Raw genomic sequence first — 19,881 nt, forward strand, 5'->3', positions numbered from 1 at the left:
ACATTAAAATCCAACGTTAATAGAGAAACCAAAGGTTCGTGTATAGGGCACTGCAGCAAAGTCGAGTGCTTGAGAAAACATCGTAGTATCATAGCCACCATCAGGATTTCCTGGTGTGTGTTTCATCAAGAAGCAGAGGTTTCGTGCCACAAATGATAGCTTTAAGGCTGTGAAAGGTGTTTTTCTTAGGACGCTTTTAGGGAAACTATAGCCCAAAGACAATTCCTTTAACTTGATATAAGATGCGCTATGAACAAACTCTTCGGCATAACCTTTCTGCGATTTGTATATACCTATGGTTGAATAATATGCCTGAGCACTCACTGGAATGTCGTTAATTGAACCATCTTCTTTCACTCCTGGCACTACCATATAATAGTCTTTCACACCTGATATCTCTTTATATTCACCACGATTCAATGTTCTTTCTGATGTACCAACAGAGGTTGCCATACCTTCAGACACTGATACTATACTGCCACCAAAGCGCATATCGAACATAGCTGTTAATGAAATGCCTTTGAAAGTCAATGAAGGTGTAACCGACATCAATAGATCTGGTTGTATATTTCCAATGGGATTGTTCAACAAATACTGTTCCAAATTACCATTTCCAGTGGCTGGTTGGGGTAATCCTTGTGCGTTAACTATCACCTGACCAGCATTGTTTCGCTTGATAAGATTATTGGCATAGATATCTCCAAGCTTTCCTCCTACAACCGCACCAACACGTACTGGCATGTTGTTATCACCATTAAAGTAGATGCGTTGCACTCCTGGTGCAAGTTCTTTCACGATAGAACTATTGTGAGCAAAGTTCATATTGAGATTGAAGGTCAAATCTTTTGTTTTAATAGGAGTGGTATAAACCATCATTTCTATACCTTTATTCAATATCTTTCCTGCGTTAACCCACTGCTGAGACCATGGTGCTGCGGCATCAACTAACATCGATTGGTTGCGTGTTACACTATAATAATATGTAAAATCGAAGCCTAATCGGTTGTTAAGGAACTTCATATCAAGACCCAATTCATACGAAGTTTTGATTTCAGGTTTAAGCATATCGTTCATCTTTATGGTGTTAACAACCGGCTTTCTTATACCTGTTTCAAATTCAAACTTACGTGTATTATATAGATTATAGGGGCTTGGATCCTTACCAACTTGTGCTAATGAGGTTCTCATCTTTGCGAAAGTAACCCATGAAGGCAATGGTTTATCTATCGATTTCATAAAGTCTGAAAGCATAAAGCTAACACTTGCAGAAGGATAGAAGAATGAGTTTTGACCCTTTGGAAGGGTAGATGACCAGTCGTTTCGTGCGGTTAAGTCGAGTGAAAGATATTCAGAATAAGCCAATTGAGCCGATGCAAACACCGAATACATCGCTCTATTAAATCCGTTATCGCTACCACTTACGAGCTTACCACCTGTGTTATACACCCAAACATCTTTGTTTAACATGTTTTGAACGCCTCCTTGAAATAGCTCATACTTTTGATACATCACATTACCACCTAGCGAATAATCAACTCTAAACTTTGGAGTTAGCTGATTATTACCTAGCAATAGCATTTGAATATTGTGTTCAAAGTGATTCTCTTCGCCACGTTGCATTCCGTCAGTTGTGATCTTATCTTGCCAAGTTGATGTGCCAGTGGTTATCGCTTGGTCTGCTAAACTAAGGTCAGATGTTTGCAATCGAGTTCTATAATAATCGAAAGAGTATTTCGCATTGAGCTTTAAGTTATCAAAAATGTTGATGTTTGCGCCATAATAACCAAAGGCTCTCCATCGTTCATCGCTGTTTTTATAGCGGTGACGAACATAATATGGGTTTGAATAATGTTGGTTTGGACCGAACCAGTTGCGGTGAATCTGGGTCTCAGAGCTTTGGTTTTCTTCCAAACTTCTTAACGAAACGTTACCTGGAATGAGTAGAAGTTGAGCCACTTCACCATTCAATCCAAGTAAAGGACGATTGCAAGCCTTCATATGAGACAATGAGATCTTACCATCAAGAGAAAGGTATTTGTTCACAACAGTACCAGCATTAAGATCGATAGACAATTTATCTAAGGTTTCATTCTTAAACAATCCCTTGTTATCATTGTAGCCAATAGAAAGGCGATAATGTCCTTTTTCGCTGTTATTGCCTAGTGCAACGGTATGAAATTGCGAAAAACCCGTATTAAAATAATCACGAAGTTTGTCGCCAGTGTATCGATAAGGCGATTTGCTTCCATACCAGTTGTATTCCTCGTGTCCATCTAACTCAGGACCAAAAGATAACTCTCCGTTCAAACTTTCAATGTCTCCACTGGTATTGCGTTTATAATTTACAGCACCATTGCTACCTTGACCGAATCTATTTTGCATCTTAATGGCTTGCGAAACGCTACTCCATGTAAAGTTTCCATTATAACTCACACCAAAACCTGCTTTGTTTGCGCCTTTTTTTGTGGTGACTAAAATCACGCCATTACCTGCTCTTGAACCATAAAGAGCCGCTGCATTAGGACCTTTTAGTACCGAAATGCTTTCAATATCGTCTGGGTTAATGTCTAAAGAAGTACCTCCTCGGTCGTAACCTCCATAGGCAGAAGCATTTGAAGTGTTGTTATCTGAAAAGGGAACTCCATCTACAATCCATAAAGGTTGGTTGTTGTCGGTGAGCGAAGAGTTACCTCTTATGGTAATTTTGGTAGATCCTCCAAGACCAGTACTGGCGGTATTCATTTGCAAACCCGCAACTTTTCCCGACAAAGCACCCACAACAGATGGGTCACCAGTGGTGTTCAAAGCATCGCTTTTGATGTCTTGCACCGAGTAGCCCAACATCTTTTTATCTCTTTTAATACCCAAAGCTGTTACAACCACTTCGTCTAATGCCTTTGAATCGACGTCCATTGTTGTTGTAATAGCATCTTTACCATGGGCTTTCATCTCTTTGGTTTTATAGCCAAGATAACTAAATTGCAACACAGGATCTGCTTCACTGGTTTGCAATTGATAGTTACCATCTATATCTGTAACGGCTCTTGTGGTACTACCTTTTATCGCAACCGTTACTCCAATCATAGGTTGTTTGCTTTCATCGAGCACTTTTCCTGTGATTTTTCTTTTCAAATCGTTGCCTTTTTCTTTTGTTACTGGTGCATTTTCTTTGCGTAAATACACAACATTATCTTCCACCTTAAAAGAAATACCTTTTCCTTTTAACAATTGGTTCAATACGTTTTGCACCTTTTCGTCTTTGACATCAATGTTGTTTACCATCACTTTTGCCAAACTATCATCATAGAAAAAGCGAAGGTTCATTTGCTTTTGAATCTTCTTTATAACAACTTCTAGGGTGGTGTTTGGTGTTTTTAAGGTTACTTGAGCCTTTAAATCACCAATTGGTGCCATTGCTATTAAAGCACTAAACGCTGCTTTAAGCATGACTTCTTTTAGTACATAATTATTTTTTCTCATCGTTGTTTTTAGTTATTCCTTTTCTTTATATAGGGTAGTTCTATTTTCTATAGGCTTTTTGCATTGCGTTTCTCTCTAATAATAGAGTATTTTCAACAACTAACAAAAGGTACTTTCAATTATCAATCTCTTATTGAGAAATAGTCGTTCTTATTCTCTAAACAAATATTTTCCATAAACTACTTAATAAGAATTCATTTTTTTTACAGCTTATCTGTTAAGAAAAACAAATATACTAAGGTTTCATTTTGTCTATTATAGCATTTCTACCCATCAACACTTGCTCTACTTTCAAATAGCAGAAACACAGCGCACCTCTTTTTATTTCATTGAACCATTCGAGCAAAAGATCGACTAAAAGAGATGAAAGTATATAAGTTATAACCTAAAAGCAATGCATTTGCACCCTAAAAGCAGTGCTTTTACAACACAAAAACAATGGTTTTTCTTTATAAGAAAAATGCTTTTATGGTGTTTATACGATGATCATGAGGAAGAGAAACAAACTTTTTCTCGATAAAAAGGGCGAATTTTGCCATGAAAAGAGGCAAATTTTATCGACCTTTTGCTGAAATAGAAAAACAAAAGGAATGCTTTTAGCAAATATTGGTACATCATCAAGGGTAAAAATGGTTGCCACAATACAAACAAAAACACTAAAAACACTCTTTTTTGAGTCTAGAATGCTGAACAATCTGTATTGTTTTTGAAGCTAATGTTTGTTAAAAAGAAAACGATTGGCACGCTCCTCTCCTATTTATATATAAGCCATTCAAAACGGGTTGCATCTTCTTTTAGAATGAAGTGCATTATCTTTCAAGATATTTGCACCCACTTCACAACACGCAAAGACGCAAAACAGAGCGGTATTCTATATCTTTTTGCGAATAAGCATGAAAGTTCCAAATGCCAAAAGAGCCGACACTGTGAGGCAACCAACAGCAAGTGGAAGGTTATTACCAAACAATTCAACCACCTTTATATCTGATTCTGAAGAAAAAGAAAGTGTCAGTACCACTGCAGAAATGTTGTTCACCAGGTGCAAAACCATAGATGGAATGATGCTTTTGGTGCGATAATAGAGCCAACCAAGTATTAAACCAAGAAACGAAGCGTTAACTGCTTGCGCCAAATTGCCATGAAACAAACCAAATGTAACTGCCGAAATAGTAATGGCAATCCATGCTTTGCTACCCGAGAAATATTCTAACAAAATTCTTAAAATGGCTCCTCTAAACACAATCTCTTCTACAATGGGGGCCAATATCGCCACGGCAACAATTCCAAAAGGCTTTTGCATCATTGTATTAAAAAGCATTTCCATGTTTTTATCCATTTCTATGCCCATCAATTCGTATATACCTGCCAAAGGAAGGACAAGGAATAGCGAGAAAAGAACGATAAGACCTAAAACCTGATAGGGCTTTTTAGATATATAATGGGTTGAAATGGGAGTCCATTTCAGTAATAAAAACAATGCAATAGATAATATGTGCGCACATATAGTCGATGGAATAATCACCTCATTAATCAATTCTATTGGTCGAATAGTTACCCAATTTATCACTAACGAGAATGGAACATCCATACAATAAGCATAAATAGCCGACACGGGATATTGCATAATTACTTGCAAAAGAGCAAAGACCACTACATAACCAATTGCATTTATACAAACTTTTAATGTTGAATTCATTACTGATAGATTTTCTTTATATAATTATTCTGTTGCCTTTAGAATTTGTTCTATTCTTGCTTTATCTGCAATAAGTTGTTCTTTAAGTTGCTCTATCGATGAAAATTTCACCTCATCACGCACTCTTTCGATAAAGAACACACGCACCTCGCTATTGTATATCTCTTCATTAAAGTCGAAGATATGTACCTCTATGGTTTGATTGAAAGTGCCATAGGTGGGTCGATTGCCTATATTGAGCATGCCATTATAGCGCTTGTGGCTTCCAGAAAGCTCTAGTTGAACGGCATAAACGCCTTCTTTGGGCACTATTGTGGTGTCATATTGAGGTTTGATATTAGCGGTTGGAAAGCCTAACTTGCGTCCTTCTTGATAGCCATGAACCACCTTTCCCAAGAAAGAATGAGGACGACCAAGAAGCTGTTGCACCACGTTTACATCGCCATTGTGCAACTTTTTGCGTATAGTTGACGACGAAACACGTCCTTGAGGCGTGTCGAACGGAGTGGAAAGGAGCACTTCTATCCCCAATTCTGCACCAAATCGCACATAATCTTCAAAGGTTTCACCGCTTTGTTTACCAAAACGATTGTCGTAACCGATGATGAGTTGCTGCACGTTTAACTGCTCTTTTAAGATGGTTTGCATGAAATGGAATGCCGAAAGCTGTGCCATTTCAGTAGAAAAGGGTAACACTGCGGTAAGGTCTACACCCGTATTAGAAATCAATTGCAATTTTTCTTCGAGCGGACTAATAAGCTCTGGTGTGAAATTAGGTTGCACAACCACACGTGGATGCACATCGAATGTAATAGCAATAGATGTCCATTGCCTTCTATGAGCATGCTCAACCACTTGCTTTAGCACATGTTGATGCCCTAAATGTACCCCATCGAAAAAACCAATAGTTGCCACACTGGGTTGCAACAGCTTTGTTTCTGGGGTGAGATATAGTGTTGTCATGATTCTATTTCAATAGCTTTTGCGTCCAAATAGTTCCCTTTGGGTCGTGCAATACCTTAAAACCAAGTTGGCAAGCAGCATCGCAATTGGGTTGAAGGTCGTCGATAAATAAAGTTTCTTTGGGCTTTATTCCTGTTCGTTTCACCACCTCTTGAAAAATCTCTGCACTGGGTTTAATGAGCTGAAGCTCGTTAGATAGGAAGACATCTTGAAAGAGTTGCAACACGTTCTCGCCCTTTTCGGTTGTAAACAAAGGCTCGCAACATGCCCAATGCATTGCGTTAGTGTTACTAAGAATAAACAATTGGTGCGTTTTAGCAAGCTCTTTAATGGCTTGTAGCTTATGTTCTGGAATGGTTCCGATAAGCGAGTTCCACGCACCCTCAATCTCTTCGTCTTTCAAAGGCAATTCGGTTAGTTCTCGAACCGCCTCACAAAAGGCAGAATTGGTGATCTTTCCCACCTCAATATGATAGAACAGATCACGTGTTTGATGTGTTTCTATATACTTTGCAACGGGTTCTGCACCCAGAGAACGAAAGGAATTGATGCAACGTTGTGGGTGAAGTTCAACCAAGATACAACCTAAGTCGAATATAATATTTTTTACTTTGCTTTGCGAGTCCATAATCTTTTCAATTCTTCTACCCACAAAACAAGCGAAGTAAGCGCAATAATTACGCCCCATTCGGTGAGAGATAGGGGTTCAGTTCTAAACATCTTACCACCAAACGACACGATAAGCCACTGCCCTATCAGCACAATTAGGAACACAAAGAGCAGTCCTTTACTCTGTTTTAGATGACTAAAGGCAGAGTCTTTGCATCCAAATGTCTTCGCATTGAATAGGTTCCATAGTTGAATCATCACGAAAGTAGTGAAGAATATCGTGAGATGGTGAGTGGTTATACCATTACTTACCTCGTTTCCATAATAATATAACATCGAGAAAAGCACGATAAAGAAGAATATTCCATGTGCAAGTATTCCCCTGAACATCGATTTTGAAATGATAAAGTCGCTTTGTTTGCGAGGCATTTCGTTCAAAACATCTTTAGAAGGAGGCAGAGATGCCAATGCCATAGCAGCGAATGTGTCCATGATAAGGTTCACCCAAAGGATTTGAGTAACGGTTAATGGCATGTTAGTTCCTATGAATGCGCCTCCCACAACCAATAACAATGCGGTGAGATTTACAATCAATTGGAAATAAAGAAAGCGTTGAATGTTGCGATAAAGCGACCTTCCCCACATCACAGCCAATGTAATTGAGCTGAAAGAGTCGTCTAATAAAGTCATAGCACTTGCCTCTTTGGCTACCGAAGTGCCCGATCCTAACGACAAACCAACATGTGCATGATTCAAAGCAGGAGCATCATTGGTTCCATCTCCCGTAACTGCTACCACCTCATTGCGGGCTTGTAGCAATTCAACTAAGCGTTGTTTATCTGTCGGACGTGCACGAGACATCACCTTTAAGGACGCCACTCGCTCATAAGCCTCAGTGTCATCAAGGTCTGCAAACTGTGTTCCTGTGATGTGCCAACGTTCCTTTTCGCTCTCAGAAACGCCCTTTTCGTTCCAAATACCAATTTGTTTTGCTATCTCAATGGCTGTTGCCGAAGTGTCACCAGTAACCATTTTGACGTTAATACCAGCTCTTTGACATTCTGAAACGGCATTAGGAACGTCTTCTCTGATAGGGTCTGAGATGGCAAAAACAGCCTGTAAGGTAAAGCCTTGCAATAGTTCTGCGCTCAAAGAGTTGTCTTTTATGCTTTCAACCACATCGTTATCGAGTTGCTTATAAGCCAAAGCAAGTGTGCGCATTGCCTTATCTTGATAGCCACGGAGGGTGCTTTCGGTTTCTGCTTTCTTATCTTCTGTGATGTTACAGAACGACAACACCACTTCTGGAGCACCCTTTATAAAGAGATAAGGCACACCATTATAGAGCGAAATGGTTGCCATATACTTTCTTTCTGTTGAGAAAGGAAGTTGATGAAGTATCTTTGTTTCGCTGCGATAACTATTATAATTCTTTCCATTTTTATAGCACCAAAGCAACAATGCCACTTCGGTTGGATTGCCAATGCCCTCTGGAATAGTGGTAGTTGTATTCTCGTTGTCGTTTGAAGACAAGGATAATTCGGCAGTAGTGTTGGCAGATATCGCCTCAAAAAGCAGTTCTTCATCTTCGCAACTGCGTGCAAAATCGTTCACTTGCATCTTGTTTTGGGTAAGTGTTCCTGTCTTATCAGTACAGATAACCGTTACAGCTCCCATCGTTTCAGACGCATGTAACTTTCTAACAAGGTTGTTACTCTTGAGCATTCGGCGCATATTGAGAGCCAACGACAATGTAACCGCCATCGGAAGTCCTTCTGGAACAGCCATAACAATAATGGTTACGCTGAACATAAAGTAGCGAAGAACCACCTCGAGCATATCTAAATAGTGATTGGTTTGCCATATTGGATTCACCAAAACATCGTGAACAAGAAAGAGAACAAATGCCAATACTGCCACTGTTACGCCAATCTTACTAATCATCTTGGCTAACCTTGAAAGCTGAATGCTTAGCGGTGTCTTCGTAAAAGTAAGCTCTGTAGACTTATGCGACACCTTTCCAATCTCTGTTTCGTCGCCAACTGCGGTAACAACTGCTGTTCCTCGTCCGCTTATCACCATGCTCGAGCGAAGTAATACGTTAGGAGGATAAGCCTCTGTGCCTTTAGATTGACTTGTTTCTACATGCTTAGTGGTGATGGGTTCGCCTGTAAGCGACGATTCATTGACTTGCAAGTCTATCGCTTCTACTAAACATGCGTCGGCAGGAATCTCATCTCCCGTCTCTATTAAAATCACATCTCCCACCACAATGTCTTTGCGCATCACTTCTTCTACCACGCCATTGCGACGCACTTTCACCATTTGTTCTTCTTCAAGTGTATTGAGAATCTCAAACTTTTTAGCTGAATCTAATTCAAAATAAAAACCTATTGCGGTGGCAAGAAAAATGGCAATGAAGATTCCAATGGTTTCAATAAAGTTGTTTTCTACGAATGCAAGCAGTAAAGAAACTACTGCAGCAACGAGCAAAACCTGTATAATGGGATCTTGAAACTTCTCTAGATAAAGCTTAATAATGGATACTTTCTGAGGAGGTGTAAGTACGTTTTCACCATGTTTTGCCCTACTTTCACTTACTTCTTGAGGTGTTAAACCTCCTAACACTTTATCCTGTGACATTGAATCGTCTTATTTTAAGATTTTAATTACTATCCTTTTACATGATAAAAGCATTACAATTAGCATGCAATAACAATGCTTTTAGCCGCTAATATCAATGCTTTTAAAATGGAGTTGATTTTGAGTTATAACTCAACTCTTATTTTGTTTGTTTATTTGAGTTTACAAATTTAAGAAAAAAGCAAAGTATGTGCAAATGAACACACACAAATAATATAAAAGAAGAAATGCTTTTTCATTGCAATGGTTTGTTTTTTTACTTTGCATCAACAACCATAATACACCATAAAACAAGCTCTTATGTATTTCTATTGAAAGAAAACTCAAATCTAAATTCAGTTCCTTTTCTCTCTAAAAAAACGCTTATACCTTATTATAATTATTTTCTTTTTTGAAAAGAAATAATAAAAGTATATTTCAAAAAGTTTTCTATTTTATTTTTATAAGTTATTTATTATGAGAGACTTAATATAATTTAACTATTTAATAATTACCCAAAAGTAAAATTATATAATAACTTTCACTATCTTTGTTGCGCTATTCTAAGCAAACAGAAGATAACAAAAAAAACAAATACCAAACTTTAAGATTTCCCTAAAATGATACAAACCGTAGTAAAAAGAGATGGCCGCATCGTGGGTTTTAACGAACTTAAGATTAGTGGAGCTATCAGAAAGGCTATGCTACACACCAATAATGGTGAAGATAGCAACCTTATTCAACAGATAACCGATCGTATTTCGATGAGCGGTAACTCGCAGATGACCGTTGAAGAAATTCAAAACAAGGTTGAAAATGAGTTGATGAAGAGTCGTAGAAAGGATGTGGCAAGAGCATACATTTCATATAGAAACCTTAGAAATGTTGCCCGAAAAGCAAAAACAAGAGACATCTTCCTCGAAATAATCAACGTAAAATCGAACGATATTACACGTGAAAACGCTAATATGAACGCTGACACTCCTGCAGGAATGATGATGAAGTTCTCTAGCGAAACAACCAAACCATTCGTCGACGACTATCTTTTAAGCGAAGATGTGCGTGATGCTGTGGCACATAATTATATCCACATTCACGACAAAGACTATTATCCCACTAAGTCACTCACCTGCTGTCAACATCCTTTAGATAACATTTTGGAACATGGTTTCAGTGCTGGTCATGGTTCATCTCGCCCTGCAAAGCGTATCGAAACAGCCAGTGTCATTGCTTGTATCTCACTAGAAACAGCGCAAAACGAAATGCATGGCGGTCAAGCTATACCTGCTTTCGACTTCTATCTCGCTCCTTATGTAAGAATGAGTTATGTTGAAGAGGTGAAAAACTTAGAGGCTTTGATGGGCGAAGACTGCTCGGATTTATACGAATCGGAGATTAAAGACTACTTAAAACTGCCTCTTGATGGTCTCAAAGGCAAAGAACGCATCAAGCAACATGCTATCAATAAGACTGTAGCTCGTGTGCATCAAGCTATGGAAGCCTTTATACATAATATGAATACGATACACTCTCGTGGTGGAAACCAAGTGGTGTTCTCGTCTATCAACTATGGAACTGACACCTCTGCAGAAGGAAGATGCGTTATAAGAGAGTTGCTCAAGAGCACTTATAGCGGTGTGGGCAATGGCGAAACTGCTATCTTCCCTATTCAAATATGGAAAAAGAAACGTGGCGTAAACTATCTTCCTCAAGACAAAAACTACGACTTATACGAGTTAGCTTGTAAGGTTACAGCACGTCGTTTCTTCCCTAATTTCCTCAACTTAGACGCTACTTTCAATCAAAGTGAAGACTGGAAGGCTGAAGATCCAAAGCGTTATGTTCACGAAGTGGCTACAATGGGTTGCCGAACTCGTGTGTTTGAAAATCATTTCGGTCCTAAAACCTCAATAGGAAGAGGCAATATCTCGTTTACTACCATCAATATTGTGCGCCTTGCTATCGAATGTATGGAGATAAAAGACAAGGAAGAGCGCATCAATTCGTTCTTTGCTAAATTGGATAAGGTGTTAGATTTAACCGCAAAACAATTGGTTGAACGCTACAATTTCCAAAAGACAGCCTATGCAAAGCAGTTCCCAATGGTGATGAGAAGTTTGTGGTTAGGTGCTGATAAGCTGAAAGCAGACGACACTATCGAGTCGGTTATCAATCAAGGAACGCTCTCTATCGGCTTTATTGGATTGGCAGAGTGCCTCAAAGCCTTGTTAGGTAAGCACCATGGAGAAGATAATGAGGCGCAAGAGCTTGGTTTAAAGATCGTAACCTACATGAGAGACCGCACCAATGACTTCACTAAGATGTATCAACATAACTTTAGTGTGCTTGCAACTCCAGCGGAAGGACTATCGGGTAAGTTTACTTTGAAGGACCGAAAGGATTTTGGTGAGCTTGAAGGTATTACCGATAGAGACTATTATACCAATTCTAATCACGTGCCAGTGTACTACAAATGCAGTGCAAAACACAAAGCTGAAGTGGAAGCACCTTACCACGATTTGACTCGTGCAGGACACATTTTCTATGTTGAAATTGATGGAGATGCAACCCATAATCCACAAGTTATTATGAATGTTGTGGATATGATGGACCACTATAACATTGGTTATGGAAGCGTGAACCACAACCGAAATAGATGTATGACATGCGGATTTGAGAATGCCGACAACACTCTTGAAACCTGTCCTCATTGCGGTGGACACCACATCGACCGCCTTCAACGCATCACGGGCTATCTTGTTGGTACAACCGATCGTTGGAATAGCGGTAAACTGGCAGAGCTAAACGATCGTGTGCGACACGACATTTAAGCTTCGACAGACCTCTCTTTCAAACCAACAACTATAATAGTAAATTGTAAGAATAACCACAAAAAACTGAAGGAGTAGCCTCAACTGCTCCTTCTCTTTTTGCTTTTGAAAAGGACAAACTACCCTTTTAGACCCCCTACCACCCTATATCAATGCTTTCTATATTGAACATACTCGAAGATACTACTGTTGACGGACCTGGATTTCGCACCTCTATCTATTGTGCTGGCTGTTATCATGCTTGCAACGAGTGCCATAATCCCCAATCGTGGGACATCAACAACGGCACAATGATGAGCACTAACGACATCATGAAGATTGTTACTGCCGACCCTTTTGCCCATGTTACCTTCTCAGGAGGCGACCCTATGTATCAGGCAAAGGGCTTTACTGAATTGGCAAAGGCCATTAAACAGCAAACCAATAAAAACATTTGGTGCTACACGGGCTTTGTGTTCGAGTCGCTTTTAAAGATGAATGAGCAACGAGAACTATTGCAATGGATTGACGTTTTGGTTGATGGTCCGTTTATAAACAGCAAGAAAGACCTATCATTATTGTTCCGAGGAAGTAGCAACCAACGCCTCATCGATGTGCAACAATCGCTCCAACAAAACAAAGTGGTGTTGTGGACGCCCAACATCGGCATTGAATAAACACGCACATTTCACCCCCGTTTTCACCCTTTCTCTACTCTTTTTAATCCACACAAAAAGGCTTTCCACTTTCATCTCTTTCTTCTTCCTTTTCAATATCAATGCTATTGCCACGCTACCTCGCAAAGACTTTAGCACAAAGGCATTACAAGCTATTGGCTTTTCCCTAAACAAAAGAAGCAAGTCTGCATTTTTATTCGTATATTTGCCACCAAAAAGAAAAACTATGAATAACGAATCACTTTGGCAAAACATTAAGGGATATTTCAATGCGTTGCCCGATAAAGAGAACGAAACAGAGTTTATTAAGCAGATAAGCAGTGGAGTTACTTTCCATGGAGCAAATCTTTGGGTACTTATTTTTGCTATCTTCATTGCTTCATTAGGCTTAAATGTCAATTCAACAGCAGTGATTATAGGCGCCATGCTCATCTCTCCTTTGATGGGACCTATCATCGGAATGGGTTTAGCTGTAGGCATAGACGATTTCGATTTGCTTAAACGCTCGGTTAAAAACTATCTTGTTGCCACAGTGATAAGCGTTATCACTGCAACAATATACTTTACCATTAGTCCACTTAGTGAGGCTCAATCGGAGCTATTGGCACGCACCTCTCCCACCTTATACGACGTGCTCATCGCCATATTTGGTGGTGCTGCGGGCATTCTTGCACTATCTACCAAAGGCAAAGGTAATGTGCTTCCAGGCGTTGCCATCGCTACTGCCTTGATGCCACCATTGTGTACTGCTGGTTATGGACTTGCAGTTGGAAAATATTCGTTCTTCTTTGGGGCGCTTTATCTCTTCTTTATCAATACCGTATTCATTGCGCTTTCTACCTTTATAGGCGTTAGAATGCTTCGTTTTCAACGTAGAGCCTTTGCAGATGCAGCCGCTTTGCAACACGTTAGAAAATATATCATTGCCATTGTTGTCCTCACAATGATTCCTGCAACATACATGACCACGCAAATTATTCGTGAAAGTATTCAAGACAACAACACTCAACAATTTGTTAAGAATGAGCTAACGTTGAAAGGAACATATATTATTTCGAACAAAAGAAACGACGAAAGCAAGACTATTCGTATTGTAGCGGTGGGCGAACCCATTGGAAAAGATACCATTAAAAAGGCTCAAGAAAACCTAAAGAAATATAGTCTTGAGGGTTATAAACTGGTGATTATTCAAGGAAGTCAAGCTGATAACACTCTACAACAAGAAGATTTGTCGGGCAAATCGTTATCCGAGACAAAAGAACAGCTCATTGCACAAAGCGAACATTTAAAGAGTTTAGAGAATAAACTGAAACTATATACGGGCTATGAGGCATTGAGTAAAGACGTTTCTAAAGAGATTAAGGCTATTTGTCCGCAAGTAAATACCATCAGTTTGTCGTCTGTCTCTGAGGAACGAACCGACACTTTGGCTACCAAACACTATGTTTTGGCATTGGTGGGATATAAAAATGCGCTATCAACAGCAGAACAGCAACAGCTTCAACGCTGGTTAAAAACTCGTTCAAAGGCCGACAGCTTGCGCCTTGTCTTGCAGCCTACCACAGGCAAGTAAAAGTATTTTTTGAAATAAAATCCCTGTTTTTAAAGGGGAAAGACATACAACAAAACCCAAAGGAGATGCTTCATTGCGAGGCATCTCCTTTTTTATTGATATTCTTTTTTATCGACAAGGCGGAACAAAAGCTCGACAAGAGGAAACGAACAAACATAAATAAAGCAGTTCGCAAGATAAGTTTTGCGAACTGCTTTATTTGTATCAATGTTTCTTTTGACATATTCTGTCCTCATCATTATGTTTTTTTCATGCAGAAAGACATACAATGAGATCCAGTGCAATTAGTCTTTTATTTTATTATTTGATAACTATCTTTTTACCATTGATGATATAAACGCCCTTAGGTAAAGCATTTATTTCGTTAACACTGGCTTTGCTTAAACGTTTTATTCCATCTATTGTGTAAACATCTACATTATCTATTTTATTGTAAATGTTGTTTATAATACCAGTAGTGCTACCCTCGATAAGAAAAAAATCCCCCCAACCAGCTGCTTTTTTATAAGCGTCTATACTATTCTTAGGCACAAAAAGTTTACACTCTTTTGTGTTAATCCAGTCAAAAACATTATTAAAACAAAGTGGCGGCATAGCTGCCTCACTTATAATCTGCTTTATTTCGTTACAATAATAGAAAGCCTTCGCCCCAATTATTGTTACACTATTGGGGATGGTTACGGAAGTAAGAGAAGAGCAAAAAGAGAATGCCTCGTTTCCAATTGTCATTACACTATTGGGTATGGTAATCGAAGTAAGAGCCTTGCAATCAGAGAAAGCGTTCTTCCCAATTGTTGTTACACTATTGGGTATGGTAATCGAAGCAAGAGAAGAGCAACCACGAAAAGCCCAATCCCCAATTGTTGTTACGCCATTAGGAATGGTTACAGAAGTAAGAGAACGGCAATCATAGAAAGCACTATTCCCAATTGTTGTTACACTATTGGGGATGGTTATCGAAGTAAGAGAACGGCAATCAGAGAAAGCACCAGAACCAATTGTTGTTACACTATTGGGAATGGTTACGGAAGTAAGAGAAAAGCAACGATAGAAAGCCATACCTCCAATTGTTGTTACGCCATTGCCTATGGTTACGGAAGTAAGATAAGGGCAATTATAGAAAGCTCCCCACCCAATTGTTATTACACCATTACCTATGGTTACGGAAGTAAGAGAAGAGCAATCAGAGAAAGCCCTCTTCCCAATTGTTGTTACGCCATCGCCTATTATAACTTGCTTAACATTACTGTATGGTGGCCATGGACGAGAATCCCCCCCCCAATCTTGCATTTCTCCTGTTCCTGTAATGGTTAACACACCTTCATCAGTGAGTTTCCATTGTAGATTATCACCACAAGTTCCAGATTTCTCGGCATAAGCTGATAAACTTACGAGTAGGGTGATTAGCAAAAGATAAAATTGTTTCATATAAATTCTTTAATTAAATGAATAGTATTTTTTGTTTATTGATTGCTTTTAATTTCTTAAACCTTTATAAATTAGTTCCTAACAAAGAAGCTTTTAATAGCGAGCAGATGCGCTATAAAAGTATTTGCAAAGATAAATAAAAACATATTATTAAATGTTCCTTTCTTACAAAAAGATATAAAAAGATGATGCTTTTTAAATTAAAAGAGCGTTATTCTTTATAGATTGGTGAACAATAACATTTTATGAATGCTGTATATAAAAAGAGGACAGCCGTTATAAATACCATTATTGCATCGTCATTTCATAGAAATCATATCAAACAAACATAAAAAAAGCAGTTCGCAAGAGATGTTTTGCGAACTGCTTGTGGGCCATCTTGGGCTTGAACCAAGGACCTCCAGATTATGAGTCTGTTGCTCTAACCAACTGAGCTAAAAGCCCTAATAATATAATTCTACACAGAATTACACGTGCAAAGGTAGTATATTTTAAACAAACAACCAAATATCTGCCCGTAATTTTTAATCAAAAGAACCGCTTTTAGCGTTGTTTATCCACCTTTTGGGGGTCTTAGAAATCGAAAGAAAGCTGTTTTTCTTCTCCTAAAAGATTGAACGACATTCGATGAAATGGCGTTGTTCCATATTTTTTTATCGCCTCTCGGTGCGCAACAGTGGGATAACCTTTGTTCTTACTCCATTCGTATTGCGGATATTGGCTGTGGAGTTCCTCCATATACTCATCTCGATAAGTCTTCGCAAGAATACTTGCTGCGGCAATAGACAAATACTTTGAATCGCCTTTTACAATGGGCGTATAGGGCAAATTCTGATAAGGAGTGAAGCGGTTGCCATCGATAATGAGGGCTTCGGGGCGCACTTTGAGTTGATCTATGGCTCTGTGCATGGCCAAAAAGCTTGCTTTAAGGATATTGATTTCGTCGATTTCTTCGGGAGAAACCACTCCCACAGCCCACGCAATAGCATCTTTTTCGATGTCCTTTCGCAATATCATTCTGCGCTTTTCAGTGAGCTGTTTCGAGTCATTCAGATAAGGATGCGAATAGTTTTGCGGTAGAATGACCGCCGCAGCATACACACTTCCAGCCAAACAACCACGTCCTGCCTCATCGCAACCTGCCTCAATCAATCCATCGTAATAATGCGATTGAAGCGAATGGATGGGTTTCTTTTCCTTAGAATCACCTTTTTTCATATCTCGTTATACCTTTTATGCCAACATAGCTAAACGTCCTTTTAAACGCACTTTAGGCGCATTTTAGAACATTGCAACCACTCGTTCGATGCCTTTAACCAACACATCGATCTCTTCTTTCGTGTTATACAAGCCGAAACTTGCACGAACTGTGCCTTGAATGCCTAAGCGTTGCATGAGCGGTTGAGCGCAATGGTGACCTGTGCGCAAAGCAATTCCAAGACGATCGAGCAGTGTTCCTAAATCGAAAGGATGAATGTCGCCCACTAAGAAGCTCACCACAGCATCTTTTTGACGAGGTGTTCCGATGAAACGGATATCTTTTATCGTTGACAATTGCTCCATTGCGTATTTTGTGAGCATTGCTTCGTGCTTTTGAATATTGTCCATTCCCAAGTCGAGCAGATAGTCTACAGCTGTGGCTAAGCCGTGAGTTGCAACGTAATCGGGTGTTCCTGCCTCGAATTTCAAAGGTGGTTTCTCGAACGTTACCTTATCGAACGAAACTGTTTCGATCATCTCTCCACCTCCTTGATAGGGTGGCATGCGGTCTAACCACTCTTCTTTTCCATACAAAACGCCTATTCCTGTGGGTCCATACATCTTGTGTCCGCTCAACGCAAAGAAGTCGCAATCCATTGCTTGCACATCTATTGCAAAGTGAGGAGCACTCTGTGCGCCATCAACTAACACGGGAACGCCTTGCGAATGGGCAAATTGTATGATTTCATCGATAGGATTAACCGTTCCGAGAACATTACTAACATGGGCGATACTCACTAACTTGGTACGCTCGCTGAACAGCTTTTTAAAGGCTTCCATATCTAAATTGCCTTCGTCGTCGATAGGAGCAACCTTCAAAGCAATGCCCTTTCGTGCCATTTGCAACTGCCAAGGAACAATGTTTGAGTGGTGTTCCATCTCAGAAACAATCACCTCATCTCCTGCATTCATAAAGCCTTCGACAAACGAAGAGGCTACAAGATTGATGCTTTCGGTGGTGCCTCGGGTGAAAATAATTTCGTTGGTAGACTTGGCATTGATGAACTTTCGCAATGTTTCTCGAGCACTTTCGTGTAATTCGGTAGCTTGTTGCGACAACCAATGCACGCCTCTATGAACATTTGAGTTGACATTTAAATACTCGTTGTTCATGGCTTCGATCACCGATAGGGGTTTTTGCGTGGTGGCTGCATTATCTAAATACACCAAAGGCTTATTGTAAATGGTTTTAGAAAGAATGGGGAAATCTTTTCTAATGTCCTCTATATTATACATACCTAACTACAAATAAAAGGTGAATAAAATCTATTTTGCACCTGAATGGGCAAATAGAAAGAGAGAAAGAGTTTGTTAATGGCTTTTTGAGCACAGGGCTATTGCCATTTGAACAAACTCTTTATGGGTTATATCTACTTAGACACAAAGGTTACAATTACCGCAAGTTCCAAGCTCGCCTCTGAACCTTTTCTCTACAAGATGATGCAAACGCTCTCTTAAAGGCTCAAGCTTTATTTGGTCTACTACTTCATTGATGAAGGCAAACTCTAACAAGAACTTAGCCTCTTTCTCGCTGATTCCTCGCTGACGCATATAGAATAGGGCTGCATCATTGAGCTGTCCTACTGTTGAACCATGTGCACATTTCACGTCGTCGGCATATATTTCTAACTCGGGTTGTGAATACATGCGAGCTTCTTTGGTGACACATATATTTTGGTTGCGCTCTTCTGACGATGTTTTTTGTGCATCTTTCTGAACCAAAACACGGCCTGCAAAGGCTCCTGTGCTGTGTCCGTCTAACACATATTTATACAATTCGTTGCTGGTACAATGAGGAACTGCATGGTCGATGAGCGTATTATTATCTACATGTTGTTGCTTATCGGCAATGACACAGCCATAAAGATTGCACTCTGCACCCTCTCCACTGAATCGAAGAGAGGTGGTGTTGCGAGTTACTCCGTTATGAAGTGTGATAACATGGTGTGTGAGTCGACTGTTAGATGCTTGGTCGAAATAAGCGTTACTTACACGTTTGTTGTTGTAACTGGTTTCTTCCATACAATAAAGATCGAGCGATGCATTCTCGCCTACGTATGCTTCTATCACCTGTGTAGCAAGATAATTGCGGTCGTTAGCAGTGTGATCGCAGAACAACATCTTTACTTCGGCTCCTGGTTCTACAACTATCAACACACGTCTGTTGAGCATTAGGTCTACATCAGAGCGCATGATGTTAATTACTTGTATTGTTTTTTCTACCTTTGTGTTCTTTGGTACGTAAACAAGCAGGCCGTCTTGAGCTAGCATTGTGTTTAAAGCTGCTATGCCATCTTTATCGGTTGCGGCTAACTTAGCATAGTATTTCTCGATGAAATCGGGATTTTTTAGGGCATATTCCTTTAATGAATCAACCACAACTCCTTCGGGGAGATGACCCTTTGGCAATGAGTTGACATCGAAAACGTCGTTCATTAAGAAATAAACAGCAGTACTTAAATTGGGGACATCACATGAAAATACCTCTTCAGGGCGGAATGAAAAGGGCATACGATGAAGGTTTAAACCATAATCGGGGGCAAAGATTGCCTGCATATCGGTATACTTATAACGCTCGTCTTTGCGTTGCGGGATACCTAATTGCTTAAAATGTTGCAATGCTTCTGCACGCTTTGCATTCATTGCAGGAGCACTATTCTGACAAAGCAGATTTTGTTCTGCCTCGAAAAGCTGAATATATTGCTCGCTACTGTTTTGCTTTGCTGTTACAGAAGTTGATTGACTTTGTTGTAATGCCATATC

The 19,881-nt window shown here is 39.5% G+C and carries 12 protein-coding genes and 1 tRNA gene; 3 read left to right on the top strand and 10 right to left on the bottom strand.

Translation table 11 applies throughout. The annotated features are described in order from the left end of the window. Window positions 1–3: 3 nt before the first annotated feature. The 5 genes from HMPREF0669_RS07070 to HMPREF0669_RS07090 form a co-directional block, all read right to left on the bottom strand. Window positions 4–3,480 carry a SusC/RagA family TonB-linked outer membrane protein gene (locus HMPREF0669_RS07070; RefSeq protein ID WP_020967289.1) on the bottom strand — a complete coding sequence of 1,159 codons (3,477 nt, stop codon included), beginning with the start codon at window positions 3,478–3,480 and terminating at the stop codon, window positions 4–6. An 871-nt stretch (window positions 3,481–4,351) separates the two neighbouring features. After that, window positions 4,352–5,176, bottom strand: coding sequence for a CPBP family intramembrane glutamic endopeptidase (locus tag HMPREF0669_RS07075; RefSeq protein ID WP_009228167.1), 825 nt, complete (start codon window positions 5,174–5,176; stop codon window positions 4,352–4,354). A 24-nt stretch (window positions 5,177–5,200) separates the two neighbouring features. Then, complete coding sequence (locus tag HMPREF0669_RS07080) at window positions 5,201–6,139, bottom strand: bifunctional riboflavin kinase/FAD synthetase (RefSeq protein WP_009228166.1); 939 nt, start codon at window positions 6,137–6,139, stop codon at window positions 5,201–5,203. A gap of 4 nt (window positions 6,140–6,143) precedes the next feature. Continuing rightward, a complete protein-coding gene (locus HMPREF0669_RS07085; RefSeq protein ID WP_009228165.1) occupies window positions 6,144–6,767 on the bottom strand; it encodes an HAD family phosphatase in 624 nt (207 codons plus the stop codon). After that, a complete protein-coding gene (locus HMPREF0669_RS07090) occupies window positions 6,746–9,391 on the bottom strand; it encodes a calcium-translocating P-type ATPase, PMCA-type (protein ID WP_009228164.1) in 2,646 nt (881 codons plus the stop codon). The genes HMPREF0669_RS07085 and HMPREF0669_RS07090 overlap by 22 nt, the downstream gene beginning before the upstream one ends. Before the next feature lie 599 nt (window positions 9,392–9,990). On the opposite strand from HMPREF0669_RS07090, the gene HMPREF0669_RS07095 reads away from it, so the two are divergent. From HMPREF0669_RS07095 to HMPREF0669_RS07105, 3 genes are all read left to right on the top strand, one after another. Next, window positions 9,991–12,201 (top strand): anaerobic ribonucleoside triphosphate reductase, encoded by a 2,211-nt coding sequence (locus HMPREF0669_RS07095; protein ID WP_009228163.1) that lies wholly within the window; start codon window positions 9,991–9,993, stop codon window positions 12,199–12,201. A 152-nt stretch (window positions 12,202–12,353) separates the two neighbouring features. Further along, entirely contained in the window at window positions 12,354–12,857 is a 504-nt protein-coding gene (gene nrdG, locus HMPREF0669_RS07100; RefSeq protein ID WP_009228162.1) for an anaerobic ribonucleoside-triphosphate reductase activating protein, read from the top strand. 226 nt (window positions 12,858–13,083) lie between these two features. Further along, on the top strand, window positions 13,084–14,430 hold the full coding sequence (locus tag HMPREF0669_RS07105) for a TIGR00341 family protein (RefSeq protein ID WP_020967290.1): 1,347 nt from the start codon (window positions 13,084–13,086) through the stop codon (window positions 14,428–14,430). A gap of 300 nt (window positions 14,431–14,730) precedes the next feature. Here HMPREF0669_RS07105 and HMPREF0669_RS07115 read toward each other — a convergent pair whose 3' ends face one another. From HMPREF0669_RS07115 to sufD, 5 genes are all read right to left on the bottom strand, one after another. After that, window positions 14,731–15,858 (bottom strand): leucine-rich repeat domain-containing protein, encoded by a 1,128-nt coding sequence (locus tag HMPREF0669_RS07115; protein ID WP_009228159.1) that lies wholly within the window; start codon window positions 15,856–15,858, stop codon window positions 14,731–14,733. 370 nt (window positions 15,859–16,228) lie between these two features. Beyond that, window positions 16,229–16,302: transfer RNA gene (locus HMPREF0669_RS07120), tRNA-Ile, on the bottom strand. 129 nt (window positions 16,303–16,431) lie between these two features. Beyond that, window positions 16,432–17,076: a ribonuclease HII gene (locus HMPREF0669_RS07125; RefSeq protein ID WP_009228158.1), complete on the bottom strand. Its 645-nt coding sequence runs from the start codon at window positions 17,074–17,076 to the stop codon at window positions 16,432–16,434. A gap of 63 nt (window positions 17,077–17,139) precedes the next feature. Beyond that, entirely contained in the window at window positions 17,140–18,354 is a 1,215-nt protein-coding gene (locus HMPREF0669_RS07130) for an aminotransferase class V-fold PLP-dependent enzyme (protein ID WP_009228157.1), read from the bottom strand. Window positions 18,355–18,492: 138 nt separating this feature from the next. After that, complete coding sequence (gene sufD, locus HMPREF0669_RS07135; protein ID WP_009228155.1) at window positions 18,493–19,878, bottom strand: Fe-S cluster assembly protein SufD; 1,386 nt, start codon at window positions 19,876–19,878, stop codon at window positions 18,493–18,495. Between the last annotated feature and the right edge of the window lie 3 nt (window positions 19,879–19,881).

Source organism: Prevotella sp. oral taxon 299 str. F0039, assembly GCF_000163055.2.
In the GTDB taxonomy this organism is placed as follows: Bacteria; Bacteroidota; Bacteroidia; order Bacteroidales; family Bacteroidaceae; genus Prevotella.

Coding starts and splice junctions, on each gene's coding strand:
- HMPREF0669_RS07080 (WP_009228166.1), bottom strand. CDS start 6,139: ATGACAACACTATATCTCACCCCAGAAACAAAGCTGTTGCAACCCAGT.
- HMPREF0669_RS07105 (WP_020967290.1), top strand. CDS start 13,084: ATGAATAACGAATCACTTTGGCAAAACATTAAGGGATATTTCAATGCG.
- nrdG (WP_009228162.1), top strand. CDS start 12,354: ATGCTTTCTATATTGAACATACTCGAAGATACTACTGTTGACGGACCT.
- HMPREF0669_RS07090 (WP_009228164.1), bottom strand. CDS start 9,391: ATGTCACAGGATAAAGTGTTAGGAGGTTTAACACCTCAAGAAGTAAGT.
- HMPREF0669_RS07070 (WP_020967289.1), bottom strand. CDS start 3,480: ATGAGAAAAAATAATTATGTACTAAAAGAAGTCATGCTTAAAGCAGCG.
- HMPREF0669_RS07115 (WP_009228159.1), bottom strand. CDS start 15,858: ATGAAACAATTTTATCTTTTGCTAATCACCCTACTCGTAAGTTTATCA.
- HMPREF0669_RS07095 (WP_009228163.1), top strand. CDS start 9,991: ATGATACAAACCGTAGTAAAAAGAGATGGCCGCATCGTGGGTTTTAAC.
- sufD (WP_009228155.1), bottom strand. CDS start 19,878: ATGGCATTACAACAAAGTCAATCAACTTCTGTAACAGCAAAGCAAAAC.
- HMPREF0669_RS07125 (WP_009228158.1), bottom strand. CDS start 17,076: ATGAAAAAAGGTGATTCTAAGGAAAAGAAACCCATCCATTCGCTTCAA.
- HMPREF0669_RS07075 (WP_009228167.1), bottom strand. CDS start 5,176: ATGAATTCAACATTAAAAGTTTGTATAAATGCAATTGGTTATGTAGTG.
- HMPREF0669_RS07085 (WP_009228165.1), bottom strand. CDS start 6,767: ATGGACTCGCAAAGCAAAGTAAAAAATATTATATTCGACTTAGGTTGT.
- HMPREF0669_RS07130 (WP_009228157.1), bottom strand. CDS start 18,354: ATGTATAATATAGAGGACATTAGAAAAGATTTCCCCATTCTTTCTAAA.